The following is a 19,830-nucleotide window of genomic DNA, read 5'->3' as shown; positions in this document are numbered from 1 at the left end:
CCCCTCCCTGCAAGGGAGGGGCTAGGGGTGGGGTAGCTACGGCGAGGGCTCGATGCCCTCGCTGGCGCTTTGGAGCGGGGCACGGCCCCACCCCAACCCCTCCCCTGAAGGGGAGGGGCTAAGACAAATCAATCAGCCCTACGCACGTAAGTCTGCTCATACACATCGACCACGATGCGCGTACCGCTGGCGATGTGCGGCGGGACCATGATGCGCACACCATTGTCGAGGATCGCGGGCTTGTAGCTCGACGAGGCGGTCTGCCCCTTCACCACCGCGTCGGCCTCGACGATCGTCGCCTCGATCGTGTCGGGCAGCTGCACGCTGATCGCTTCCTCGTCGTACAGCTCCATCACCACGTCCATGCCGTCCTGGAGGAACGCGGCGGCATCGCCCAGCAGGTCGCGCGGCAGCGTCGTCTGCTCATAGGTGTCCTTGTCCATGAAGACGAGCGTGTCGCCCTCGGGATACAGGAACTGGAAATCCTTGGTGTCCAGCCGCACGCGCTCGACCGTCTCGGCCGAACGGAAGCGGACATTGTTCTTGCGGCCGTCGCGCAGGTTCTTCAACTCGACCTGCATATAGGCGCCGCCCTTGCCCGGCTGGGTGTGCTGGATCTTCACCGCGCGCCAGATGCCGTTTTCATATTCGATGATGTTGCCGGGACGGATGTCCACGCCGCTGATCTTCATGGGGATCGCCTACAGTGCTGAGAAAGAACACCAACCGTCGAAGTCCCCTTCGACGGCAAAACAAGCGCGCGCATTAGCCGCCCTTCCGCGCGCCCGCAAGCAGCGGATAGGGATCGATCGGCGTCCCCTGCCACCAGCGCTCGCCCGGAGTCATCCGCGCGACCGCGAAATGCAGGTGATAATTGCCCGCGCCCGCATTGCCAGTGTCGCCGACATAGCCGATCGTCTCGCCCGCGCGCACCCGCCGCCCCTCGGCCATGCCCACGGCATAGGCGCGCAGATGCGCATAATAGAGCATCAGATCGCCGGACGCGGCGCGCTGATAGAGCGCGATCCCGCCCCCGCCCTTCGAGAAATAGAGCTTCTCGACAATGCCGTCGGTGGCGGCGACCACCGGTGCCCCGGCGGGGGCCATGATGTCGAGCGCCTGATGCGCGCGCGTGCCGCCGCCGCGCACCTCGCCCCAGTTGCTGCGAAGGGACCGATACTCGACCCCCTCGACCGGCACCAGGAACCGCGAGAAAGCGGCGCGTTGCGGCGGCGCGGGGGCATCAGGCGCCTCGGGTTGCGGCTCGACCACGCGGATCGTCGCGGCAAGAAAGATGACGATCCCCGCAACACCGGCGAGCAGCGTCCATCCGACCACCCGCAGCACGCTCATTCCTGGAACACCGCCGTCGTCCCCGCATCGACCATCAGCGCCAGCCGCGCCGCGTCCCAATTGGTCAGGCGGATGCAGCCATGACTTTCGGTCCGCCCGATCGTCTGCGGCTCCGGCGTGCCATGGATGCCGTAATGCTCCTTGTTGAGGTCGATCCACACCACGCCGACCGGGCTGTTGGGACCGGGCGGCAGCAGCGCATCGGGCTTCTTGTCCGAAACGTCCCAGAACAGCTTGGGGTTATAGTGGAAGTCGGGATTGGGGGAGACGCCGTTGATCTTCCAGCTGCCGATCGGCAGCGGATCCTTGGTGCTGCCGGTGGTGACGCTGAATTGCGCGGCGAGCTTGCCGTCCTTGCCGAACACGCGCAGCACCTTGTCGGACTTGTCGACCACGATGCGCGCCGCCTTGGGCTGCGCGCCGCCGACATTGAGGTCCGCCAGTGTTTTGCGCCATTCGGGTTTGATGTCAGCGGGATAGCCGCCCGCCGCCGGGTTCACCCCGGGAAACTGTACCGGCACCCCGACGGCCAGCCGCGTTTCCGGGCTATTCAGCTCGATCAGCACTTGCGGCGTCGTGTGGAACATCTCCGCCAGCTTTTCGATCGCCGAGCGATAGCCCATCGTCTTGAGCTTCGCCTGCGCCTGCGGTTCCTTCGGCCAGGGCCGGATGAACGGCCCGGCGAGCATCTCGGGCGTCAACCGCACGATCCGCGTCGGGCGAACCGCGCGATGCTCGTGCAGCGATTCCAGCGTGCGCTGGTCGATCTTGCCGGTCACCGGCAACTGCCGCGAGATCTGATAGCCGCGCAGCGCCGCGGTCAGCGACTGCCCCTCGCGCCCGTCGAGAATGCCGGGCGAAAAGCCGAGATGGTCGAGGATCACCTGAACGTGCAACACGTCGCGGTCGAGCGCAGGCTTCGCCGCCGCAGGCTTGGATTGGGGCGCACCCTGCCCCGCCGCCGGCAAACCGAACCCCAGCGCCGTCACACCCATCGCCGCAAATATCAAAGCCCGCACGCGGCCACTCTCCTCTTGTTACAAGGGGATGAACGGCCGACGTGCGGGCTTTGTTGCAATCACGCAACCCCGGGCGGGGGCAATGCCCCGCCGGGCCGGTCAGAACTTCACTTCCGCCGAAACCGTGAACGAGCGTCCGCGCGGATCCCCGACGCGCGGCTCCCACGAGCTGCCCGCACCGGTGTTGGTGTCATAGGTGACCGCGAACGGCGGGTCGGTGTCGAACACGTTCCGCACGCCCAGGGTCAGCTTGTACGCCGGGCCAAGGCCCAGATAGCTGACCGAGAAGTTGTAGGTGACGTAATCCTTCACGAACCGCTCGACGTCCGGCCGCACCAGCCCGGCGGCGATGCCCGGCAGCTGGAAGTTGCGATAGCCCTTGCGGAAGATCTGCGTGACGTTGAGCGCGAAATCGTCGTTCGCGAAGCTGACGAAGGCATTGTGCTTCCAGCGGAGGCCGAGATCGCCGGTGAAGGTGAAGATGCCGATCTGGCTCGCGCTCCACGGCGCGGTCGGGGTCAGCTTCTCGCGCTTCTTGAGCAGATAGGTTCCGTCGAGCCCGGCCGAGAGCACCCCGTTCGCCAGATCGACCCCGCCGCGCAGCGAGACTTCGATGCCCTGCGTCTCACGCGCGCCGGCATTGATCCAGCGGCGGTCGAACGCCACCAGCACATTGTTCACGCGCAGGAAGCGCTCGGGGAACAGTGCCGCATTGTCGAGCAGCTGGCGCAGGCTCAAATCCTGGATCGTGTTCTCGACATTGATCATCCACCAGTCGACCGACGCGCTGAACCGCGGCGCCGGCTCGAACACCACGCCGAAGCTCGCCTGTTCGGCGGTTTCCGGCCCCAGATCGATGTTGCCGCCGGTGAAGAAGTTGACCGTGTTGGCGGGAATCTGGAAGCAGGACGGATTGGTCGTGCTGACGATCCCGCTCGGGCACAGCACCGGATCGACCAGGTCGTTGCCGGCATAGGGCGAGATGGTGATGCCGTTGAAGATCTGGTTGAACGACGGCACGCGGAAGCTGGTGTTGTACGAGCCGCGGAACATCAGCATGTCGACCGGCCGGTATTTGAACGACACCTTCGGATTCTTGGTGGTGCCGAAACCGGTATAGTCGTCGATGCGCCCGGCCAGCGTCAGCTCGAACCCCTTGAACAGCGGGATCAGCATTTCGGCATAGGCCGCCTTCACGTCACGATTCTTGGGCGTGAGCGCGTTGATGTTGTCGAACGCGGCGTTGTAGATCACTGGCGACGACGCATCGCCCGCGGTCGAGCCGTTGAACGTATAGGTCTCGCGGCGATAGTCGATGCCCACGGCCAGCTGGATGTCGCGGCCCCATAGCGGGAACAGCGGACCCGAGATCGAATAATCGAGCTGCTTCACCTCGTAGCGGCCGCCATAGAGCGTCGCGCCATAAGCCGACACCGCATCGAGCGCCGCCATGCCTGCCGCCGTCTGAGTCAGGCTGAACGGGTTGAGCAGCCCCGCCTTGAGCACGCCGACAAGGCCCGGCTCGGTCGCGCCCGGCGCGATCGGCACGCGGGTGTCGATCGCCGAGGTGGCGCCCAGCGTGCCGCGATAATGATAGCCGGTGCCCAGCACCGACGCGGACTCGCTCTTCGCATAGGACGCGCCGGCATTGTAATCCCAGCGCCCGAACAGCGGCCCTTCGAGGTTGAGCGCGACGCGGATCGTGTCGGTGTCGGTCTGGTATTCGCGCACCCCGCAGGCGATGCAGCGCCAGCGATAGGCGATCGGCTTGCCGTAATTGCCCACCGCATCGACGATGCGATCCCCGACCGCGCCGACCCCGGGAAACACCGCCGCGAGCCGGTCATAGACGTCGTTATAGGTCGAAGCGGTCAGCGCGTTCAGCGGATAGAGTGTCGCGAGGTTGGTCGCGTTGCTCGAAATCTGATTTTCCGAAAAGCTCTTCGCCGAGCTCGCCTTCGATCCGGTGATCTCGAGCGAGATGCGATGATCCTCGGCGATGCGCGCAATCGCCCGCCCATAATAGGTCAGCGTGTCGATCGGCTGCTGGATCACGGCGGCACGGCCGGTGTCGTAGGCGCAGCCATAGCTGCGATCGAGCGTCGCGCTCGACCAGATCTGCTCGTCATAGGGCATCATGCCCTCGACCGTGCTGCATCCGGCGCCGCCCGGCAGGTCGAGGATGTTGGCGCCCTCGACGCGCTGCCCGTTGCGCGGGGAGAGGATCTGCCCCGCGCCGGTCGTATTCCCGAACAGCGTGCCGGTCGGGAACCACGCACCGCCATTGAGGCCGAATACGGTCGCGATCGGCGCGCCGCGCGTGTCGGCGGACAGCCCCTTGTTGGGCTGGTTGGTGTTGACGAAATCGCGATCCAGACCGCGCAGGATCTTGTTCCAGCTGTACGAGACGGCGCCCATCACGTTGAAGCCCTGCTCGTTCAGGTCGCCAAAGCCGGCGATAGCCGAGAGCCGGTAGATCTCGCCGCCGCCATGCTCGGGGATGTCGACGAACCCCTGCGCGCCGACGCCCTGATAATCGGTCTTGGTGATGAAGTTGATCACGCCGCCGACCGCGTCGGTGCCATAGATCGCCGACGCGCCGTCCTTGAGCACCTCGACCCGCTCGATCGCCGCGAACGGGATCTGGTTGACGTCGACCGCGCCGCCCTGAAGCCCGTGCGCCGCGACGCGGCGGTTGTTGAGCAGGACCAGCGTCGCCGCGCTGCCCTGCCCGCGCAGGTTCGCCGCCGACAAGCCGTTGGTACCGCGCTGCGCGCCCGAGGTGACGTCGCCGTTCGACGCGAGGTTGTCCGCCGCGCTGCCGTTGGTGCTGAGGTACATGATCAGCTGCTCGGGGCTGCTGATGCCGTTGCGCTCGATCTCGGCCGCGCCGATCACCTGCAGCGGCAATGCGCTGTCGTTCGGGTTCTGCTTGATGCGCGATCCCGTGACGAGGATGGCTTCACCGCTCTCCTCCGCCACCGGCGCCGCCGTGGTCGGCGCCTCTTGCGCCAGCACCGGCTGGACGAACGAGCACGCGGAAAGGAACAGCGCTGCCTTCAACTTCATATGAGCCCCCTATGGTTCGTTCGCATCTGCGGCGTTTCCCGCGCCGCGTCGAAATCGAAACAAGCGAAACTAACCACGCCCCGCCATCGTTAGCAAATGCGAAAAACGCGGCGTCACGAATGGGTCATAAACCTGTGTCCGCGGCGCAACGCCGCGCCGCAAACAGCGCTGAGGGATTCCCCGCGACTCGTGGAGTCAGGCCGGTTAGCACAAAATTAACCTTTTGCCTTCAGACCTGCTTAGGTTAATGAATCAGTCGTGTTGCGGGTCACAGGGGGCTGCGCAACCACAGGGGAACCAGCGATGCGCGTGCTGCTGATCGAAGACGAGCCGACGACCGCCAAGGCGATCGAGCTCATGCTCACGACCGAGGGCTTCAACGTGTACACGACCGATCTGGGCGAGGAAGGCCTCGATCTGGGCAAGCTGTACGATTACGACATCATCCTGCTCGACCTCAACCTGCCCGACATGCACGGCTATGACGTGCTCAAGAAGCTGCGCGTCGCCCGGGTGCAGACGCCGGTGCTGATCCTGTCGGGCATCAACGAGATGGACAGCAAGGTGCGCTCGTTCGGCTTCGGCGCCGACGACTATGTCACCAAGCCGTTCCACCGCGAGGAGCTGGTCGCCCGCATCCATGCCGTGGTCCGCCGCTCGAAGGGTCATTCGCAGTCGGTGATCAAGACCGGCAAGCTGGCGGTGAACCTGGACGCCAAGACCGTCGAGGTCGACGGCGCCCGCGTCCATCTGACCGGCAAGGAATATGCGATGCTGGAGCTGCTTTCGCTCCGCAAGGGCACGACGCTCACCAAGGAAATGTTCCTCAACCACCTCTATGGCGGCATGGACGAGCCCGAGCTCAAGATCATCGACGTGTTCATCTGCAAGCTGCGCAAGAAGCTCAGCATGGCGTGCGACGGCGAGAATTACATCGAGACCGTCTGGGGCCGCGGCTATGTGCTGCGCGAGCCCGACGAGGCCGCGGCGCCGGTCGCCGAAGTCGCCTGAACTAACGAGTTACCACGCGGGGGCGTGTGGCCGCGGGTCCGCAAGGATGCCGCGGCCATATTTTTTGGCGAAGGTGTGAGGCGTCCGGCACTGTGGGGTGGCAAGTCGACCGTCGGCACTTCTTGCGAATGCCGCTTAGGGGACGTGCACCGACTCAATCTCTAGAGCCAGCGGCTCGGTGTCGTGCAGCTTTGCGTGCAGGGTTAGGTCGCTCACTCGCTCACGCGTTGTGCTTAGATCGACGAGCAAATCCCAATAACCGTCCATCCATCGATATATCGAGCGGTCCCATGTAGATGGATGCAACGCCGTCAAACTGTCTCCGTATGCGGCGATACTCTTCGCAATCCACCCTGCCGTTGTCGGATCGATTGGCTTCACACCCTCAATGGCGTGATCCTGCAAGAGGTAGTCTCCCGCCGCGAAAGCATCCGCCACTTTGCTCAACATGCCATGTAACATGGACGGCACGGCATGCTCAGCATCGTCCTTGGCAAGCATCTCTCATGTCCCCGTCGGCTTCCGCTGAAAGTGCCTGATTGCGCGGACATCAACAATGGGTTCGCAAGCGGCCTTTCCCTATCTTCGTCATCCCGGCCTCGTGCCGGGATCCACGGTGCGGCGGGTGCGGCCCTATCGCCTCCATCGACATTGCCTCAGGGGCCTTGGATCACGGCACAAGGCCGGGATGACGGGTGGTTGGGGCAACTTGGACGGCTGACCATCGCCGACCTGGCGGGTCGAACGAACATCCACAGCAGCACGCAACCGGCCGCACCACACCCTTCCAATGTTGGAAAATCTCTGTTCTACACTGGTAGATGGAGCCGCAGCCCCCAACCCAGCGTCAATACGCACCTGATCCGCGCGGACGTCCCCAACCAGTAGCGTCCCTGTCGCCCTACCGTCGCCTCGCCGTAGCGCCGCTGTCGCGTAACCGTCGCTCACTTGTCGCGCCGGTGTCGCGTGACTGTCGCCTCCCCGTCGCCAACCCGGCGCAAAGCTGTCGCCTCGCAGTCGCTTCCGCCCGACAACCCGCCAAAACTGTCAACTTCGTCAACCGCGGGCGCTCAGCGCCCCTGCGCAGCCCCCTGCCCGCGCCGGAACACCCGCTCGCCGCCGACCCACGTCTCGAACACCACCGTCGTCCGCAACTCTGCGGGCGAGACCAGCAGCGGATCGCGGTCGACCACCACGAAATCCGCCCGCATCCCCGGTGCGAGATGCCCGAACTGCTTCTCGCCGAAGCCGGCAAACGCCGCGTCGATCGTGAAGGCTCGCCACGCCTGCTCGCGGCTCACCGCTTCCTCCGGCCGCCAACCGCCGAACGGCTGACCCTGCGCGTCCTGCCGGGTGAACGCCACGGCCCATCCGGCGAAGGGATTGGGGCTCTCCACCGGATAATCCGATCCGAATACCAGCCGCGCCTTGTTACCCAGCATCGACTTCCACGCATAAGCGCCGCCCAGCCGCGCCGACCCCAGCCGCGCCTCGGCCATCTTCGCGTCGCTGGTCTGATGCACCGGCTGCATCGAGGCGATGATGCCATGCTTGCCGAACCGCGGCAGATCGATCGGATCGACGATCTGCGCATGCTCGATCCGCCAGCGCCGGTCGCCATTATAGGTGTCCGACACCTCGTCGATCGCATCCAGCGCCTGCTTGTTGGCGCGGTCGCCGATCGCGTGCATCGCGATCTGGAAATTATCCATCGCCCCGCGCGCGATCGAGTTAAGCAGCTGCGCATCGGTCAGAAACGGGAGTCCAGTATTTCCTTGGCCGCTGTTCCCCGGCGCATCGGCGTAGGGCGCCTTGAGCCACGCCCCGCGCGACCCCAGCGCTCCGTCGAGATAAAGCTTGATCCCGCCCATCCGCAATTTGTCGGCATAGAGCCACGGCGTCGGCCCGCTCCCGCCGACCTGCAGCGCCACCTCGACCCCCGCGGAATAGCTCATGATGCGCATGCGCAGGATGCCGAGATCGCCCATCCGGCGATAGGTCATCCAGTCGTCCAGCGTCGTTCCCATGTCGGCGGACGCGGTCACGCCCTGGCTCAGCAAAATGTCCTGCGCCTTGATGAAGGCGGCGTTGCGGTCGCGTGGCGTCGGCTTGGGCAGCGACTTCTCGATCAGCGCCATCGCCGCATCGACGAACACCCCGCCCGGCTTGCCCGCCGCCAGTTCGATGCGGCCACCGGCGGGCGATTTGGTCGTGGCGGTAATCCCGGCGATCCGCATCGCCGCGCTGTTCGCCCAGCCGGCATGGCCGTCGGCGCGCACGAACCAGGCGGGCTTCTCTCCGGTCGCGGCATCCAGCTCGGCGGCGGTCGGGAAGCGGCCGAGTGCCCAGACCTCCTGGTTCCATCCGCCCCCGACCAGCCACGGCCGCTGACTATTCTCGGCGGCATAGCGCCGGATCGCATCCTGCGCCTGCGCCAGCGAGGTGGTCGCCGACAGGTCGAGCGCCATCGCCCGGAACCCCAGATCCATGACGTGGCCATGCGCATCGACCATGCCGGGGATCACCGTGCGGCCCTTGAGGTCTTCACGCCAATCCAGCTTCTCCGGCCGCTTGTCGCCGCGCTTGAGCAGTTTCACGACCTTGCCGTCCGGTGCGATCAGGATGCCGGTGAAGCGCACCACCTCGCCCCGTTCGTCCAGCGTCATGCCGTCGATATTGTCGACCAGCGCATCGGCGAGCGCGGGATTGGCGAGCAGCAGCGAAATCAGGGCAAGCGAAACGACAGGACGCAACGGGTTTCTCCGCGAAGGCGCGGCGAAAGCTGCGCTTCAATGCCCATTCGAATAGGCGGTGTTCCCCCGCCGCGCCAGATGGTCTAGGCGGTCGCCATGGCAACGCAGGCAGTCCCCGCTCCGAACGACCTCCCGGTCGCGCTCTCCGACGTTCACACGGCGGCGGAGCGGATTATGGGTTCGGTCGTCCGCACCCCGACGCTGCACAGCAAGACGCTGTCGGACCTGACCGGCGCCGATGTCTGGCTCAAGTTCGAGAACCTCCAGTTCACCGCGGCGTACAAGGAGCGCGGCGCGCTCAACACGCTGCTTCAGCTCGACGACGCGGCACGCGCCAAGGGCGTGATCGCAGCCTCGGCGGGCAACCATGCGCAGGGCCTCGCCTATCACGGCCACCGCCTCGGCATCCCGGTCACGATCGTGATGCCCAAGCCGACCCCGACGGTGAAGGTCATGCAGACCGAAGGGCACAAGGCCTCGGTGATCCTCGAAGGCGAGAGCTTCGACGAAGCCTATGCCCATGCCCGCAAGCTCGAGGCGTCGAACGGCTATACCTTCGTCCACCCGTTCGATGATCCGCGCATCATCGCGGGACAAGGCACGGTTGCGCTCGAAATGCTCGCCGATGCGCCGCAGATCGACACTTTGGTCGTGCCCATCGGCGGCGGCGGGCTGATCTCGGGCATGGCGACGGTGGCCAAGGCCGCGGGTCACCCGATCGAGGTGATCGGCGTGCAGGCCGAGCTGTTCCCGTCGATGTACAATCTCGTCAAGGGCGAGCACGAGCCGATCGGCGGCGACACGCTGGCCGAGGGCATCGCGGTACGCGACCCCGGCAGCATCACCTCGCGCATCGTCGAGGCGCTGGTCGATGACATCCTGCTCGTCACCGAGCGCAGCCTCGAGGAATCGGTCAGCCTGATCCTCCAGATCGAAAAGACCGTGGTCGAGGGCGCCGGCGCTTCAGGTCTCGCCGCGCTGATGACCGCGCCCGAGCGGTTCCGCGGCAAGACCGTCGGCATCATCCTGACCGGCGGCAATATCGACACGCGGCTGCTCGCCAATGTGCTGCTGCGGGATCTCGCCCGCTCGGGCCGGCTCGCCCGTCTGCGCATCCGGCTGCAGGACCGGCCCGGCGCGCTCTATCAGGTCGCCCGCATCTTTCAGGAGCAGACGGTCAACATCCTCGAACTCTCGCACCAGCGCATCTTCACCAACCTGCCGGCCAAGGGCCTCAGCCTCGACGTCGAATGCGAGACGCGCGACCGCGCGCATCTCGAACGGCTGAACGCGGCGCTTCAGGCGGAAGGGTATGAGGTCAGGCTGATCGAACTGGCCTGACCTTCCTTATCCACGTTTTCCACAGCTTGTGGACGAAACGAATCACACGCGCGCCGAACCGAGTCGCGCCGCCCTTTCCTACCGATTCACCGCTCCGTTATAACCGCGCCGACACGTTCGATCCGGGGGACGAAACGCGCGGGGATCGTAAGTTAAGCGTTAACCCATTTTGATGGTGAATCGCCTTTTCATCACGATTGCCTCGCTCCATAATGCCCCCGATTACGAAGCGTTTTTTGGGCGGGTAGGGGTTAGAGCGGGTGACGGCACTCACGCGGTTTCCACGGTTTTTCGTGACCAGCCCGTCGCCATGCCCGTATCTGCCGGGCCGGCAGGAACGGAAGATCTTTACCGAGCTGACGGGGCCGCATGCGGGCGAACTCAACGACGCGCTCGGCCGCATCGGTTTTCGACGCAGTCAATCGGTCGCCTATCGTCCGAGCTGCGTCGGCTGCAACGCCTGCCTTTCGGTCCGCGTCGTCACCGACGAGTTCCAGCCAAATGCCACCCAACGCAAGCTGATCCGGCGCCACGCCGACCTCGAAGTCACTGCCTGCCGCCCCTGGGCGACCGACGAGCAGTTCGATCTGCTCCGCCGCTATCTCTCGTCGCGGCATCCCGGCGGCGGCATGACGCAGATGGACGAGACCGACTATGCCGACATGGTCGAACAGTCGCCGGTCGGCACCTATGTCATCGAATATCGCGAACCGGCGGCGCTGGGCGGTGAACTGGTCGGGGCGTGCATCACCGACCAGCAGGCCGACGGCCTGTCGATGATCTACAGCTATTTCGCCGCCGATCATCCCGAACGCCAGGGCCTCGGCAATCTGATCATCATGGATCACATCATCCGCGCCCGGAATGCCGGCCTGCCCTATGTCTATCTCGGCTATTGGGTGAAGGGCAGCGAGCGAATGCAGTACAAGACCCGCTATCGGCCGATGGAAGTGCTCGGCCCCAATGGCTGGTCGCGGCTGGCGGACAATGAGCAGCCGACGATCATGGCGCCGATGCCGGTGCGCGAGCTGGCCTAAGCGTCGCTGCCCAGCCGGTCGACATGCAGGTCGACCGCCATCTCTTCCTTGCCCTGTCCCAGCCGTGAACCGGCGATCGTCGCCGCGCCCGGCGCGTCGAGCCCCACCGCCACGCGGACATAGCCTTCGTCGGGACTGATCCCCGCCGAGGGATCGAAGCCGACCCAGCCGAGACCGTCGACCCACGCCTCGGCCCAGCCATGCGGCGCGCTCTCGCCGCCCTCATGCTGGCGATAGCCCGAGACGTAGCGCGCGGGGACGTCGAGCGCGCGCGCGCCGGCGATGTAGATATGCGCCAGATCGCGCGAACTCGGCTCGGGCGCGGCGAACACCTCGGCTGCGGACAGCCCGCCATCGGGCAAGTCCGGCACGCCGGGGAAACGCTTCGCCAGCGCCGCGTTCCAGCGGTGCAGCTGGTCGAGCGTGTCGGTTCCGTTGCCGAACGAGTCGCGCGCAAAGGCGGTCAGCGCCTCGTTGCTCAGGGTCCGCGGGGTGGTTCGCAGGAACAGGCCTTCGGGCAGCGGCTCGTGGCTACCGCGCACGACGCCGTTCGATTCGGTGGTCAGCACCTGCCCGGCGACGATGATCGCGATGTCCTCGATCGGCCCCTCGGCATAGAGCATCGTCACCTTGTTGCCGAAGCCGTCGACCGTATCGCGCAGCCGCACGTCGCAGTCGATATCGACGCGCCAGGTCAGCACGGTCTGGTCCAGCGTGTCGCCCGGCGTCAGCCGCAGCATCTGCACCAGCCGCGACTGCGGCTCGCTGAAGCGATATTGAGTCAGGTGTTCGACCGCGATGCGCATCTGCGCGCCTTAGATAAACCGGAACTGCCGGGCAATCGCCGCGTCGAGCATCGCATTCTCGTGGATGAAGGCCTTGAGATATTCGTGCAGCCCGCTGACGATCACCTCGTGGCTGCGCGTCTTCTGCATCCGTGCGATCCGCGCGCGCGCCATGCGGTCCGCCTCGCCCTGCAGGCCGGTGCGCTTGGCGAGCGCATTCAATTGCTCGACCACCTCCTCGACGCACGCCGCCAGGCTGCGCGGCAGCTCGGCATGGCAGATCAGCAAGTCGATGACGTTCGCCGGTTTCAGCCCCTCGCTATAGAGCCAGCGATAGGCGGTGACCGCCGAGACGGTCTGCAGGATCGTGGTCCACTGGTCACGGTCGACCACGCCGCCGACCTGCTCGCCTTCGGGCAGCAGCAGGTGATATTTGACGTCGAGCAGCCGCGCGGTGTTGTCGGCGCGCTCGATCGCGGCGCCGAGCTGGATCAGCAGCGTCGCCTCGTTGCGCATCATGCGGTGGATCGCGCCCTCGAAGCCGCGCGCCTCGGCCATCACGCCTTCGACCAGATTGAGCGTCGAGGCCGCGCCGCCGGGGCTGGAGCGGTGCGCGAACAGCAACCACAGCCGGTTGATCGCGGTCCACGCCTCGCGCGTCAGCGCGGTGCGCACTGCGCGGGCGTTGTTGCGGGCATGCTCGATGTAACGGACGATCGAACCGGGATGCGTCATGTCGAGCGTCAGGAAGCGGGCCACCGGCTGCTGGCTGATCGACTGGCCGGTGGCGGCGAACGCCTTGTCGTTATAGGTCACGCTGAGCGCGCTGGCCCATGCTGCCTCGCCCGCCGGCTTGGCCGACAGCGCATCGAGCCGCACCGTCGCCTCGACCAGCCGGGCGGTGAAATCGGCCCGCTCGACATAGCGGCCGAGCCAGTAAAGCGCCGACGCGGTGCGCGAGAGCATCCGCATCAGCCCTGCACCTGCGTCTGAGTCTGGACCGCTTCTGCCGGCGCGTTCTCGGGCAGCAGCACGAAGCTGTCCTTGGTGCCGCCGCCCTGGCTGGAATTGACCACCAGCGAGCCTTCCTTGAGCGCCACCCGCGTCAACCCGCCCGGCACCACCTTCACCCCATCGGCGCCGGTCAGCACGAACGGCCGGAAGTCGACATGGCGCGGCGCGAGGCCCGCCTCGACCACCGTCGGTACGGTCGAGAGCGCCAGTGTCGGCTGGGCGATATAGCGGTGCGGTTCGGCGACCAGCGCGCGGCGGAAGTCCTCGATCTCGGCCTTGCTCGCGGTCGGGCCGACCAGCATGCCGTAACCGCCCGAGCCATCGACCAGCTTCACCACCACCTCGTCCAGATGATCGAGCACATATTTCAGCGCATCGGGCTCGCGGCAGCGCCAGGTCTCGACATTGGGCAGCCTGGCCTCGCTGCCCGAATAGAATTTCACGATCTCGGGCATGTAGCTGTAGATCGCCTTGTCGTCGGCGATGCCGTTGCCCGGCGCGTTGATCAGCGCGACATTGCCGGCGCGATAGGCCGCGATGATCCCCGGCACGCCGAGCAGCGAGTCGGCGCGAAACACCAAAGGATCGAGGAAATCGTCGTCGATCCGTCGGTAGATGACGTCGACCTTCACCCGTCCGGCGATGGTCTGCATATAGACGACATCGTCATCGACGATCAGGTCGGCCGGCTCGACCAGCTCGATCCCCATCGTGTCGGCGAGGAAGCTGTGCTCGTAATAGGCCGAGTTGAAATGGCCCGGCGTCAGCACGACGCAGACCGGCTGGCCGCCGCGCGCATCGGGCGCGACCGAGCGCATCGTTTCGCGCAGCATGTCGCTGTAGCTGTCGACCGCGGCGACGCGGAAGCTGCGGAACAGCTCGGGGCACAGCCGGATCATCGCCTCGCGGTTTTCGAGCATGTACGACACGCCCGACGGCGTGCGGGCATTGTCCTCCAGCACCCAGAATTCGTCGGGGCCGGTGCGGACGAGGTCGATGCCGCAGATATGCGCCCAGATGCCGTGCGGCGGGCGGATGCCGGCGACTTCGGGCCGGAATTGCGGGTTGTTGAGGATCAGCTCGGCCGGGACCACGCCTTCCTTGAGGATGCGGCGCTCACCGTAAATGTCCTCGAGAAACGCGTTGATCGCCTCGACCCGCTGAATCAGCCCCTGTGACAGCCGCGTCCATTCGTCGTGCAGGAAAATGCGCGGCACGATGTCGAACGGGATGATGCGTTCGCTCGCGTCGCTGTCGCCATAGACGGCAAAGGTGATGCCGAGCTGGCGGAAGGTCGCTTCGGCGGATTGCTGTCGCCGGTGGAGTTCGGATTGCGGGGTTTCCGCGACCCATTGCGACAGCGCGGCGAATTCCGGACGCGGGCGTTCCGGCCCGCCGTGCCCCCAGATTTCATCGAACGCGCGGCCTGTCCCCATTCAGCCCCCTTGAATGCCGGACACGACCGGCGGGTTCCATGCTGCAACGCTTTGCTGCGTTGCACAAGGGGGTGCGAAGTTGACGAAGTTGACAGTTTCACGGGGCTTTCGGGACGAAGCGACGGCGAAGCGCCCGGATCGCGACAGGATGCGACCGCGACGCGCCACCGACGCGACATCCACGCGACAACACGACGACGCTGGCGCGACACCGACGCGACACTCACGCGACGGTAAAGCGCCGACAGCGGACAGCTTTGCGACGCGACGCGACGCCCGGGCGACGGGTTCGCGACGCGCGGCTGGCGCGGCGGTTGGAAAAAAGGCGGCGTTGCACATCGAGCCAGTGAAGCACGGCGTGTCCAACAAGTATCCAACAATCGCGTGGCACGGGCGGGAGAGAATCGCGTCCTGACCGCCGTCACCCCGGCCTCGTGCCGGCGTCCACGGAGAGACGAATGACGGACAAGAGTCTGTAGCCCCCTCGCGGCACGGTGGACCCCGGCACAAGGCCGGGGTGACGAAGTGATGACTGCGGCGCTGATCGTCGCCTGCCAGAAGGGCAATTGCAGGCGGCCTCTTCCTCAAAAAAAAGGCCGGGGTTTCCCCCGGCCTTCGCCCTTCCCTGCCCCCTATAACAGGGAAGGAACCTCAATCGGCGTATTTGACCGAACAGCCATAGGGCTGGGTCTGTGCCACCGACACGGCCTTGCCGGCCTTGATCTCGTTCAATGCTGCCAGCGCGTGGTTCCGGGCGGCCGGCATCTCCTCGACGCGCGCGGCCGGCTTGTCGTCGATGGCGCCCTGATAGCGCAGCACGCCGCTCGCATCGATGATGTAGATGTGCGGGGTCGTCTTGGCAGCATAGCCCTTGCCCACCACGCCCTTGGGATCGAGCAGATAATGCGCCGGCGCGGCCTTCTTGGCCGCAACGAACTGGCGCGCGCCAGCGGCGTCCATATGGCCCTGCTTGCCCGGCGCGCTCGAATTGATCGTCAGCCACACCGCACCGCCGGCCTTTGCCGCGGCCTGGGTCTTCTGCATGTTGCCGCTGTCATAGTGGCGTTGCACGAAGGGGCAGCCGGGGTTGTTCCATTCGAGCACCACGGTCTTGCCGCGATAGTCGCTGAGCTGGACATTCTTGCCGCTGGCGTCGGTCAGTTTGAAGTCGGTCGCGGCCTGGCCGTTGGTCTGCTCGGCGGCGCCCGGCGCAGCGAGCGCGAAGGCGAGCACAGCGGCAACTGGAATGAACTTGGTCATCGAAGCCCTCTCCTGGTTCGCGTCATCCCCCCGGAAGCGCAGTCAACATGCCTTGCGTCAGCACCTGAGGCAAGACCTTCGGTTCGCTTACCCCTTTGGGATACCACAGATAAAGCGGCACGCCCGCGCGGTTGTGGCGTTCGATGAACCGGCCCAGCGCCGGATCGCCATCGGTCCAGTCGCCGACCAGCACCGCGACCTCGGCCTTTTCGAACGCCTGCGCGACCGCCGCGGTCTCGATCGCGGTCTTTTCGTTGACCTTGCAGGTCACGCACCAGTCGGCGGTGAAATAGGCGAAGACGGGCCTGCCCTCGGCCTGCAAGGCCGCCAGCCGCGCCTCGCTGAACGGCTCGGCTGCGCCCTTGGTCTGCGCGGCGGTGGCGGGCTTTTCGACCGCCGCGACCGCCCAGATCCCGGCCGCGGTCACCAGCGCGGCGGCGAGCCACGCCACGCCATTGCCCGCGCCGCGCATCTGCCGCCGCCCAAGCGCCCACAGCACCACTGCGAGGCCGAGCGCAACAAGGAGCCCGATCGCCATGCCGTTAACGCCCTTGAGCCCGCCCAGCACCCAGGCGAGCGCGATCGCGGTGAGGAACATCGGCACCGACAGGATCTTGCGGAAAATGTCCATCCACGCGCCCGGCCTGGGCAACGCGCGCCGCAGCGCGGGGACGAAGCCGAGCAGCAGGAAGGGCAATGCCAGTCCCAGCCCCAGCCCGAGAAAGATCACCAGCGCGACATACCAGGGCAGCACCAATGCTGCGCCCAATGCTGCGCCCATGAACGGACCGGTGCAGGGCGTGGCGATGAACGCCGCCAGCGCACCGGCCATGAACGCGCCGCCCGAACCGCCACCGGCAAGCTTGCCCGCAAATTTGGGCGTCATCAGCTCGAACAGGCCTGCGAGGTTCAGCGCGATGCCAAGCACCAGCAGCAGCAGGAACAGGATCACGCGCGCATCGGTGAGCTGGAACGCCCAGCCGACGCTCGCCCCGGCGGCGCGCAGCCCGAGCATCGCGCCACCGAGCGCCAGCACGACCAGCACGACGCCGGCGGTATAGGCCAGCGCCTCGGCGCGGGCATGGCCCTCGCTGGTGCCGCTCTTGGCGAGGCTCAGCGCCTTGAGGCTGAGGATCGGGAAGACGCACGGCATGATGTTGAGGATCAGCCCGCCGAGCAGCGCGCCGCCGAGTGCGACAAGTGCCGCCTGCCAGTCGATGCCCGCCGGGGTTGCGGCGCCGACCGCGCCCGGCATGGCGGTGAGCGCAAAGCCCTGACCGTTACCCGGCGCCAGCACGCCCTCGAGCTTGGCGACCGATCCCGTCGCCTTGGTCTCGATCACCAGCGTGTCGCCGTCGCGCGTGAGCTTTTGGGGCGCATTGTAGGTCAGCGCGAGCTGAGTCAGCGGGTAGAAATAGGCGTCACCGGTCAGCGGGGCGTTCGCCGGATACGGGATCGCGATGCGCGCCACCCCGTCGGCGATGGCGAACTTGCCCTCACTGCCCAGCGGCCGCGGGAAGGCCCGCCGCCAGCCGTCGAAGCGCGCGCGCCGCTCGGGGCGAATCGCGCCGTCGCCGACGGTCAGCGTGATCGACAGGTTCTCGGTCTCGGGCACGCACACTTCGTCGGTGCAGACGAGGTAATCGGCGCGCACCGCGATCGGCAGCGCGCTGCCCGGCTCGAGGCCCGCGGGGATCCTGAGCGTCGCGAACTGGGTGAAGCTGCCCTTGTAGACATAGTTCATGATGCCCGCGATCATCAGCCGCGTCGGCACCGGGTAGCGCAGCTCGCCCGCGGTCACGCCCTGCGGCAGCTTCCAGTCGAGCCGCGTTTCCAGCCCTGCATCGCCCGGATTCTTCCAGTATCCGTGCCAGCCGGGATCGGGGGTCGCGGCAAAGGCGAGCGTGACTTCGCTGCCCGGTGCGGGATTGTCGGTCTCGGCGACCAGTTCGACGGTGAGATTGTCCTGCCCGGCCTGTTGCGCCTGTGCCGGGGCCAAGGCGGCGATCAGGCAAATCAACCATGTCACGAACGCGAAACCGAATCTGCGCATTGGGCATCCTTGCCGGGCCGGAATGGATCGAACATAGCGGGCGCGGCCGTTTTAGCCATCCGGAGGGAAGATGTTTCGCCCGTTCGCCGCCGCCTTGCTGCTCGCCGCCCCCGCTCTTGCGCAGGAAGCGGCGCCACCGGCGAAACCGCCGCGGCTGATCGTCGCGATCGCGGTCGATCAGTTCTCGGCCGACGTGTTCGCGGAATATCGCCAGCACTTCACCGGCGGGCTCGCGCGGCTGGCCAATGGGGTGGTGTTTCCTTCGGGTTATCAGAGCCATGCCGCGACCGAGACTTGTCCCGGCCACTCGACCATCCTCACCGGCAGCCGCCCCGCGCGCAGCGGGATCATCGCCAATGACTGGGTCGATCTGAAGACCGCGCGGGCGGACAAGACCGTCTATTGCAGCGAGGACGAACGCGTGCCGGGCAGCAGTTCGTCCAGCTACACCGTCTCGCCATGGCATCTGAAGGTGCCCACGCTGGGCGAGCGGATGAAAGCCGCCGCGCCTGCGACGCGCGTGGTCGCGGTCGCGGGCAAGGACCGCGCGGCGGTGATGATGTCGGGGCAGAATCCCGATCAGGCGTGGTGGTGGGGCGGCAAGGGCTTCGTCAGCTATGTCGGTCGCGCCGAACCCAGCGCCGTCACCCGCGCGAACGCCGCCGTCACCGCGGGGATCGCGCAGGCTCAGCCCGCCCGCGACCTGCCCGCCTTTTGCCGCTCGCGCGACGTCGCGGTGCCGGTCGGCGGGGGCAAGACCGTCGGTACCGGCCGCTTCGCGCGCGCCGCGGGGGAGACCGGCAAGTTCCGCGCCTCGCCCGAATTCGACGCCGCGATCGTCGCGCTCGCCGCGGAGATGCGCGCGGAGATGAAGCTCGGCGAAGGTGCGGCGACCGACCTGCTGATCGTCGGCGCCTCGGCCAGCGACTATATCGGGCACACCTATGGCACCGAGGGCACCGAGATGTGCCTGCAGATGGCCGCGCTCGACCGCACGCTCGGCACGTTCTTCGAGACGCTCGACGCGACCGGCATCGACTATCAGGTGGTGCTGACCGCCGATCATGGCGGCCATGACCTGCCCGAGCGGCACAACATGCACGGCATCACCGAAGCGGCACGAGTCGATGCCGGATTCAGCGCGAAGCAGATCGGCGAGCCGATCGCGCGCAAGCTCGGCATATCGGGCCAGCTGCTATGGGGCGGGAATTTCGGCGATATGTGGGTCGATCCCAAGGTCACCGGCGGCAAGCGCAAACGGGCGATGACGGAGATCGCGCGCGCGCTCGCGGCGCACCGGCAGGTGCAGGCGGTGCTGACCCGCGAGGAAATTCTCGCCACGCCCGGCCCGAAGGGGCCGCCCGAGACGTGGACGCTGCTCCAGCGCGCGCGCGCTTCCTATGTCGAGGGGCGCTCGGGCGATTTCGTGGTGGCGTTGAAGCCGCGGATCACGCCGATTTCGGACGGATCGAAGGGCAGCACCGCCACGCACGGCAGCTTCTGGGACTATGACCGGCGCGTGCCGATCCTGTTCTGGCGCAAGGGGCTGACGGGGTTCGAGCAGCCGATGTCGGTCGAGACGGTCGATATCCTGCCGACGCTCGCCGCGACGATCGGGCTCAAGGTGCCGGCGGACGAGATCGATGGCCGCTGCCTCGACCTGGACGCCGGGCCGGGCACGACCTGCCCCGCCCCGTAA

Annotated in this window: 15 protein-coding genes; 4 read left to right on the top strand and 11 right to left on the bottom strand. The window is 66.5% G+C overall.

The genetic code is table 11. The features are described from left to right. Nucleotides 1-128: 128 nt before the first annotated feature. The 4 genes from efp to M9978_RS18650 all read right to left on the bottom strand — a co-directional run bounded on the left by efp (nt 129) and on the right by M9978_RS18650 (nt 5,441). Nucleotides 129-692, bottom strand: coding sequence for an elongation factor P (gene efp, locus M9978_RS18665; RefSeq protein WP_254295897.1), 564 nt, complete (start codon nt 690-692; stop codon nt 129-131). 73 nt (nt 693-765) lie between these two features. Then, nucleotides 766-1,353 (bottom strand): M23 family metallopeptidase, encoded by a 588-nt coding sequence (locus tag M9978_RS18660; RefSeq protein WP_254295894.1) that lies wholly within the window; start codon nt 1,351-1,353, stop codon nt 766-768. Beyond that, the gene (locus M9978_RS18655; RefSeq protein ID WP_254295892.1) at nt 1,350-2,372 is read right to left on the bottom strand and encodes a L,D-transpeptidase family protein; all 1,023 of its coding nucleotides are present in this window, start codon (nt 2,370-2,372) and stop codon (nt 1,350-1,352) included. The genes M9978_RS18660 and M9978_RS18655 overlap by 4 nt, the downstream gene beginning before the upstream one ends. A 99-nt stretch (nt 2,373-2,471) precedes the next feature. Continuing rightward, entirely contained in the window at nt 2,472-5,441 is a 2,970-nt protein-coding gene (locus tag M9978_RS18650) for a TonB-dependent receptor plug domain-containing protein (RefSeq protein WP_254295890.1), read from the bottom strand. A 303-nt stretch (nt 5,442-5,744) separates the two neighbouring features. Here M9978_RS18650 and ctrA point away from each other — a divergent pair, with 303 nt between their 5' ends. Continuing rightward, on the top strand, nt 5,745-6,452 hold the full coding sequence (gene ctrA / locus M9978_RS18645; RefSeq protein WP_254295888.1) for a response regulator transcription factor CtrA: 708 nt from the start codon (nt 5,745-5,747) through the stop codon (nt 6,450-6,452). A gap of 135 nt (nt 6,453-6,587) precedes the next feature. On the opposite strand, the gene M9978_RS18640 is transcribed toward ctrA, so the two are convergent. Continuing rightward, nucleotides 6,588-6,953 carry a DUF7668 domain-containing protein gene (locus tag M9978_RS18640; protein ID WP_254295886.1) on the bottom strand — a complete coding sequence of 122 codons (366 nt, stop codon included), beginning with the start codon at nt 6,951-6,953 and terminating at the stop codon, nt 6,588-6,590. A 569-nt stretch (nt 6,954-7,522) separates the two neighbouring features. Then, nucleotides 7,523-9,205: an amidohydrolase gene (locus tag M9978_RS18635; RefSeq protein WP_254295884.1), complete on the bottom strand. Its 1,683-nt coding sequence runs from the start codon at nt 9,203-9,205 to the stop codon at nt 7,523-7,525. A gap of 96 nt (nt 9,206-9,301) precedes the next feature. Here M9978_RS18635 and M9978_RS18630 point away from each other — a divergent pair, with 96 nt between their 5' ends. Further along, nucleotides 9,302-10,546, top strand: coding sequence for a threonine ammonia-lyase (locus tag M9978_RS18630; protein WP_254295882.1), 1,245 nt, complete (start codon nt 9,302-9,304; stop codon nt 10,544-10,546). A 260-nt stretch (nt 10,547-10,806) separates the two neighbouring features. Further along, nucleotides 10,807-11,583 (top strand): arginyltransferase, encoded by a 777-nt coding sequence (locus M9978_RS18625; RefSeq protein WP_254295880.1) that lies wholly within the window; start codon nt 10,807-10,809, stop codon nt 11,581-11,583. Here the strand turns inward: M9978_RS18625 and M9978_RS18620 are convergent. The 5 genes from M9978_RS18620 to M9978_RS18600 all read right to left on the bottom strand — a co-directional run bounded on the left by M9978_RS18620 (nt 11,580) and on the right by M9978_RS18600 (nt 18,131). After that, complete coding sequence (locus M9978_RS18620) at nt 11,580-12,389, bottom strand: transglutaminase family protein (RefSeq protein WP_254295878.1); 810 nt, start codon at nt 12,387-12,389, stop codon at nt 11,580-11,582. The two genes, M9978_RS18625 and M9978_RS18620, sit on opposite strands and share 4 nt — an antisense overlap. A 9-nt stretch (nt 12,390-12,398) precedes the next feature. Then, entirely contained in the window at nt 12,399-13,334 is a 936-nt protein-coding gene (locus tag M9978_RS18615) for an alpha-E domain-containing protein (protein WP_254295944.1), read from the bottom strand. Between the two features lie 5 nt (nt 13,335-13,339). Further along, entirely contained in the window at nt 13,340-14,818 is a 1,479-nt protein-coding gene (locus M9978_RS18610; protein ID WP_254295876.1) for a circularly permuted type 2 ATP-grasp protein, read from the bottom strand. Between the two features lie 651 nt (nt 14,819-15,469). Further along, a complete protein-coding gene (locus M9978_RS18605; protein ID WP_254295874.1) occupies nt 15,470-16,078 on the bottom strand; it encodes a redoxin domain-containing protein in 609 nt (202 codons plus the stop codon). Nucleotides 16,079-16,100: 22 nt separating this feature from the next. Next, nucleotides 16,101-18,131 (bottom strand): protein-disulfide reductase DsbD family protein, encoded by a 2,031-nt coding sequence (locus M9978_RS18600; protein WP_254295872.1) that lies wholly within the window; start codon nt 18,129-18,131, stop codon nt 16,101-16,103. A 70-nt stretch (nt 18,132-18,201) separates the two neighbouring features. Between M9978_RS18600 and M9978_RS18595 the strand changes: the two genes are divergently transcribed. Continuing rightward, a complete protein-coding gene (locus M9978_RS18595) occupies nt 18,202-19,830 on the top strand; it encodes an alkaline phosphatase family protein (RefSeq protein ID WP_254295869.1) in 1,629 nt (542 codons plus the stop codon).

It is taken from the genome of Sphingomonas tagetis, assembly GCF_024211275.1.
In the GTDB taxonomy this organism is placed as follows: domain Bacteria; phylum Pseudomonadota; class Alphaproteobacteria; order Sphingomonadales; family Sphingomonadaceae; genus Sphingomonas; species Sphingomonas tagetis.
The sequence above is the reverse complement of the archived record's forward strand: the minus strand, read 5'-3'. Positions and strand labels throughout refer to the sequence as shown.